Raw genomic sequence first — 5,534 nt, 5'->3', positions numbered from 1 at the left:
GTGCCTGCCGAGCTGACGGGCGGCCTCCGCGCACTCGAGCACGGCCGAGAACTGCGGGCGGCCGACCCCGGTCATCATGCGGGTCGTGCACATGGCACCGGGTCCGACGCCGACCTTGACGATGTCCGCGCCCGCCTCGATCAGCGCCCGGGTGCCGTCAGCGGAGACGACGTTGCCGGCGGCGACCGGCACCCCGGGTGACAGCGCGCGGACCGCGCCCAGGGCCTCGGTCATGCGGTCCTGGTGCCCGTGGGCGGTGTCGACGACCAGGCAGTCGATCCCGGCCTCCAGCAGCTCGGCGGCCCGGGACTTCACGTCCCCGTTGACCCCGATCGCGGCCGCGACGCGCAGCCCACCGGCGTCGTCGACGGCCGGCTGGTAGACCGTGGTGCGCAGCGCTCCGGTCGGTGTCAGCACCCCGATCAGGTGTCCCGCCGCGTCGACGGCGACGGCCAGCGGCGCGCGAGCACCGTCGAGAGCGTCGAAGGCGGCTCGGGGGTCGGTGTCCGCGGGGATCTGCACGAAGGACGGGTTCATCACCTGCCCCACCTGGGCGAACCGGTCCACCTCGACGCAGTCGGCCTCCGAGACCACGCCGACCGGCTTCCCCCCCAACACGACCACCGCGGCACGGTGCGCGCGCTTCGGGATCAGCGCCAGCGCCTCGGCCACCGTCTGGTCGGTCCGCAGCTCGATCGGCGTGTCGTAGACGTGGTGGCGCGACTTCACGAACGTCACCACATCGGCGACCACCGGCAGCGGGATGTCCTGCGGGATCACCGCGATCCCGCCTCGGCGCGCCACGGTCTCGGCCATCCGCTTGCCGGCGATGGCGGTCATGTTGGCGACCACGAGCGGGAGGGTGGCTCCGGTGCCGTCGGCCGTCGCCAGGTCGACGTCGTACCGGCTGCCCACCGAGGACTGCCGGGGAACCATGAAGACGTCGTCGTAGGTGAGGTCGTGGGGCGGGGCCGCGTCGTCGAGGAAGCGCACGTGACCAGTATCCACTCCCCCGCCTTCCTAGGCTGTGCACGTGGACTTCAACCCAGCAGCCATCGGCCGGGCACCCGGCCGGGTCAACCTGATCGGTGAGCACACCGACTACAACGCCGGGCTGTGCCTGCCCCTGGCGCTGCCGCGGGCGGCTTCGGCCGCCGTGGCGCCCCGACCGGACGGCTCGCTCGACCTGCGGAGCGAGTCGTTCGAGGACCCGTGGCGCGGCAACGTCGAGGACCTGGCACCGGGGACGGTCAGCGGATGGGCGGGTTACGTCACGGGGGTGCTCTGGGCCCTGCGCCAGAGCGGCCTCGACGTGCCCGGCCTCGACGTGCGCGTCGACAGCGACGTCCCCATCGGGGCGGGTCTTTCCAGCTCGGCCGCGCTGGAGTGCGCCGTGGCCGTGGCCGTGGCCGGACTGCTCGACCTGCCGCTCTCCGAGAAGGTGCGCACGCGGCTGGCCCACGTGTGCGTGCGCGCCGAGACCGAGTACGTCGGCGCCCCGACCGGGGGCATGGACCAGACCGTGGCGATGCTCGCGACCGAGGGCTCGGCCCTGCTCATCGACTTCGACGACGACACCACGCGCGACGTCCCGCTCCCCCTGGCCGAGGAGGGCCTCACGCTCGTGGTGACCGACACCGGGGTCACCCACGACCACGCCACGGGTGGCTACGCCGAACGGCGCCAGGAGTGCGAGGCCGCGGCCCGTGCCCTCGGCGTCGCCTCGCTCCGGAGGGCATCGCCGGCCGACCTCGACGGCCTCGACGACGAGGTCCTCAGGCGCCGCGCCCGTCACGTCGTCACCGAGAACGCGCGCGTCACCGACGCCGTGGACGCGATCGGTCGCCGGGACTGGCCCGCACTGGGTCTCCTGCTCGACGCGTCCCACCTCTCGTTGCGAGACGAGTTCGAGGTGTCCTGCCCCGAGCTCGACCTGGCCGTGGTGACCGCCCGCGAGGCCGGCGCCCTCGGCGCCCGGATGACCGGGGGCGGGTTCGGCGGCTCGGTCGTCTCGCTGGTCCCCGAGGAGCGGGCGTCGGCGGTCACCACCGCCCTCGACGTGGCGTTCGCTGCCGCCGGGCTGGCCGCGCCAGCCCACCTCACGGCGACGGCATCGGGCGGTGCCTCGGCCGGGTGAGCGCCGGCCGGGCCTAGGTGGCGGAGACGCCGATCCGTCCCTCGCGGAAGGCCTCCACGAACAGGCCGTGGTCCTGCTGCACCCGCACGGCGTACTCCACCCCGAAGTCGGTCACCCAGCCGGTGAACTCCCGCCGGCGGCCTTCGAGGCTCTCGGCGATCGCGTCCTCCACCTGGAAGTCGACGAGGTCCTGCTCGCTGTCCTCGTCGGAGGCGCAGTGGATCTTGGCCGTCGCGCGGCCCAGCAGGTCGACCACCGCGGCGATGTCGTCGGGCTCGGTGATCCCCGACCAGTCCAGGTCGACCTCGTACGGCGACACCTCCGCCACGACGAACCCGACGCCGTCGAGCGAGGTGTGGCCCAGCAGCGGATCGGTGTGCACCTGCAGCGCGCGCTGGCTGACGACGGTGCGATGCCCCTCGTTCTCGAAGTAGTCGTCCACGTCGCCGGTGTCGACGAACCGGCTCACCGCCGGCACGTTCGCCTGCTTCATCGACAGCACGACGTCGTTGTCGAGCGCCTGGCTGAAGCCCTCCACCAGCAGGTTGTAGGCAGGCAGCCCGGCACTGCCGATGCCGAAGCCGGTCTTGCCCACGACGTCGCGCAGGTCGTAGAAGAGCTCCCGGTCGAACCGCTTGTCCTCCGGGATGGTGTCCAGGTACCGCTCGAAGGCGCGGACGACCTTCTTGCGCTCGGTCTTGCTCAGCTCCCGGACCGAGGAGTCGTGGCGGAACATGCGGGTGCCGTCCTCGAGCACGGTGGTCCCGTCGAGCAGGTCGGCCCGCCGCCTCTTGCGAGCGTCGACCAGCGCCCCCTTGATCGGTCCGCCGGTGTTGTCGAGGTGCAGCGCGAAGTCGTCGTCCTCGCGGTGGCGGTAGGCGTCGACCTGGGAGAGGTAGGACCGCACGTACCTCCCGATCAGACGGCGTACGTCCTCCTCCGGTAGTGCCTTCTGCCAGCCGGTGAGGGCCAGTGACGCGGCGAATCGCTGGAGGTCCCACGTGTACCGGCCCAGGTAGGCCTCGTCGAAGTCGTTGATGTCGAAGACCAGCCTGCCGTTGGAGTTCAGGTAGGTGCCGAAGTTCTCGACGTGCAGGTCACCGTGGACCCAGATCCGGCCGCTGTGCTCGTCGACGTAGGGGTCGTCGGCGTCGACCACGTCCGCGTAGAAGAGGCAGGCGCTCCCCCGGTAGAACGCGTGGGGGTCGGCGGCCATCTTGCGGTACTTGGCGCGGAACGCCACCGGGTCTGCCTTCATCAGCGGCGCGAACGCGTCGTCGAGGACGGAGATGATCAGCTGGCTGCGCTTCTGGTCCGACATGCGGTGCAGTCTGCCAACCCTGTCCAGTCGGGCCTCCGTCCGATCAGGCCTCCGTCCGATCAGGCACTGCGCACCGGAGGTGGCTTCAGGCCCACCGACCGCATCTCCAGCCTGGCCAGGGCGTGGACGACCTCCCGGTCGCCCCGTTGCCACGCGCCGACCGGGTCGTCGGAGATCCGGGCGAGCTGGTGCATGGGCTGGTTGGACATGGCGCGGAGGGCGAACAGCTGCAGGTCGGCCTCCGCGTCGACGAACCTCTGGCCGGCGGTCGCCTCGCGGACGAAGCGCCACCGGACCGGGACGAAGAAGGCCGCCACCACCAGGACCGGGACCAGCGTCACCGACAACCGCAGCCAGAAGGCCAGCCCCTCGACGGCCTCCACCTCGGCGCGCCCGGCATCGGCCAGCGCGTCGGACGCGTCGGCTGCCTGGTCGAACGGCGCGCGGGCGCTGTCGCCCACGAGAGGGACGTCATCGAGGGCGTCTCCCGCCGCCTGCATCGACTCCGACAGGCTCGTGGCCGACTCCTCGGTCTGCCGGCCGGGTCCGGCCAGCTCCAGGGTGGCGTCGTGGACGGCGTTCCCGGCCATCACCCACAGGGCGAGCCAGAGCAGGAACAGGACGTCGGCCAGGGCCTGACGGGTGGCGCGGGCCGGGGTGTCGGCGTACAGCTTCATGCGCTGAGGCTACGTACTCAACCGAGGTCGGGTACGACGACCGGTGGCAGGACCCGCCGTCGCCGCGAGGCTTGGACCATGAGCACCCAGACGCAGCCCAAGAACACCAACGCCTTCTTCATGCAGGCCGGCATCTCCTTCGGCATCGCCCTGCTGACCCTGATCTTCGCGGTGATCTACCTGCCCGTGGATCCCTGGATCAGGGCCTTCCTCGGACTCGGGGTGATGTACCTGACGACCTCGTCGTTCACCCTCGCCAAGTGCGTCCGGGACGCGCAGGAGAGCCAGGCCGTGCACGCCCGGCTCGACCAGGCGCGGGTCGAGCGGATCCTCTCCGAGCACGACCCGTTCCGCGAGATCGCCTGAGCGCCCGTCGATCCACCCGCCTCAGCAGCCCCGCCCCGGCCGACCCGGGGCGGGGCTTCGTTTGCGCCGACGTGCTTGACTGCGCACCAGGCCCGACCGAGCACAGGAGGGATGCCCCGTGAGCAAGCTGCACCCGAGGATCACGAGCACGCTGAAGACCGGAGGGACCATCGCCGGACGAGTCCTGCGCGGCGCAGCCGCGGTGGGCGGCCAGACCGCCGGGGCCGTGGTGGCGCGCATTCCGCGTCGAACGCCGCCCTCGGCCCCCGCTCCCGCTCCTGCTCCCCCGAGGCCCGCCGCTCCCCGACCCGCGACCGACCGCGACGCAGCGTCCGCAGCACCGGTGGAGCCACCCCCGCCGGCCACCCAGCCCGAGGCTCCGGTCACCCCGGCCGACGTGGCCAAGAACGTCGCCCCCAAGCCGCAGGCGCGCAAGAAGCCGGCGAAGAAGTCGTCGCCGAGCGGCAAGCTCCCCCCGCCGCGCAAGTCGACCGAGGACGCCCCGGCGAGGAAGACGGCAGCGAGGAAGACCGCCGCGAACGAGGCTCCCACTGACAACGCCGTGGCCCCCGGCGTTGTCAGCAGCGGCCGCTAGCTACTTCAGCTCGGCGCTCGAGAGGCCCAGGATCCGTCTGGCCACGATCAGCTGCTGGATCTGCTGGGTGCCCTCGAAGATGTCGAGGATCTTGGAGTCGCGCGCCCACTTCTCCAGCAGCTCGGTCTCGCTGTAGCCGACCGAGCCGGCGAGCTCCACGCAGCTGAGGGTGATGTCGGAGCCGACCCTGCCCGCCTTCGCCTTGGCCATCGACGCCTCCAGCGAGTTGGGCTTGCGGTTGTCGGCCATCCAGGCGGCCTGCAGCATGAGCAGGTGCGCGGCTTCCCAGTCGGCCTCCATCTGCAGGAACTTGGCGGCGGCCGCCGACTGGACGACTGCCGGCCGGTCGTAGTCGACCTCGACCCCGGCCTGCTCCAGCAGCTCACGGGTCAGGTCGAGCGACGCCCGCGCACAGCCCACCGCCATCGCGGCGACCAG

7 protein-coding genes are annotated in these 5,534 nt (G+C 72.0%); 3 read left to right on the top strand and 4 right to left on the bottom strand.

Features of this window, described 5'->3' with window-relative positions; translation table 11 throughout:
* The coding region (locus VFN12_RS14070) for an IMP dehydrogenase (protein WP_325119352.1) at positions 1-993 on the bottom strand (993 nt) is incomplete at its 3' end.
* A gap of 40 nt (positions 994-1,033) precedes the next feature.
* Between VFN12_RS14070 and galK the strand changes: the two genes are divergently transcribed.
* The gene (gene galK / locus VFN12_RS14065; RefSeq protein ID WP_325119351.1) at positions 1,034-2,137 is read left to right on the top strand and encodes a galactokinase; all 1,104 of its coding nucleotides are present in this window, start codon (positions 1,034-1,036) and stop codon (positions 2,135-2,137) included.
* Positions 2,138-2,150: 13 nt separating this feature from the next.
* On the opposite strand, the gene VFN12_RS14060 is transcribed toward galK, so the two are convergent.
* Together VFN12_RS14060 and VFN12_RS14055 are read right to left on the bottom strand one after the other, a co-directional pair.
* Positions 2,151-3,458 carry a DUF2252 domain-containing protein gene (locus tag VFN12_RS14060; RefSeq protein ID WP_325119349.1) on the bottom strand — a complete coding sequence of 436 codons (1,308 nt, stop codon included), beginning with the start codon at positions 3,456-3,458 and terminating at the stop codon, positions 2,151-2,153.
* A gap of 59 nt (positions 3,459-3,517) precedes the next feature.
* Positions 3,518-4,135 (bottom strand): hypothetical protein, encoded by a 618-nt coding sequence (locus VFN12_RS14055; protein ID WP_325119348.1) that lies wholly within the window; start codon positions 4,133-4,135, stop codon positions 3,518-3,520.
* Between the two features lie 78 nt (positions 4,136-4,213).
* Between VFN12_RS14055 and VFN12_RS14050 the strand changes: the two genes are divergently transcribed.
* Both VFN12_RS14050 and VFN12_RS14045 read left to right on the top strand, forming a co-directional pair.
* Complete coding sequence (locus VFN12_RS14050) at positions 4,214-4,501, top strand: YiaA/YiaB family inner membrane protein (protein WP_325119347.1); 288 nt, start codon at positions 4,214-4,216, stop codon at positions 4,499-4,501.
* A gap of 118 nt (positions 4,502-4,619) precedes the next feature.
* Positions 4,620-5,096: a hypothetical protein gene (locus tag VFN12_RS14045; RefSeq protein WP_325119345.1), complete on the top strand. Its 477-nt coding sequence runs from the start codon at positions 4,620-4,622 to the stop codon at positions 5,094-5,096.
* Here the strand turns inward: VFN12_RS14045 and VFN12_RS14040 are convergent.
* A partial coding sequence (locus tag VFN12_RS14040) for an acyl-CoA dehydrogenase family protein (RefSeq protein ID WP_325119344.1) occupies positions 5,097-5,534 on the bottom strand: 438 nt, incomplete at its 5' end.

Source organism: Nocardioides sp., assembly GCF_035703625.1.
Lineage (GTDB): Bacteria > Actinomycetota > Actinomycetes > Propionibacteriales > Nocardioidaceae > Nocardioides.
Note: the sequence above shows the minus strand (reverse complement) of the source record. Positions and strands in the feature narration are given on the sequence as shown.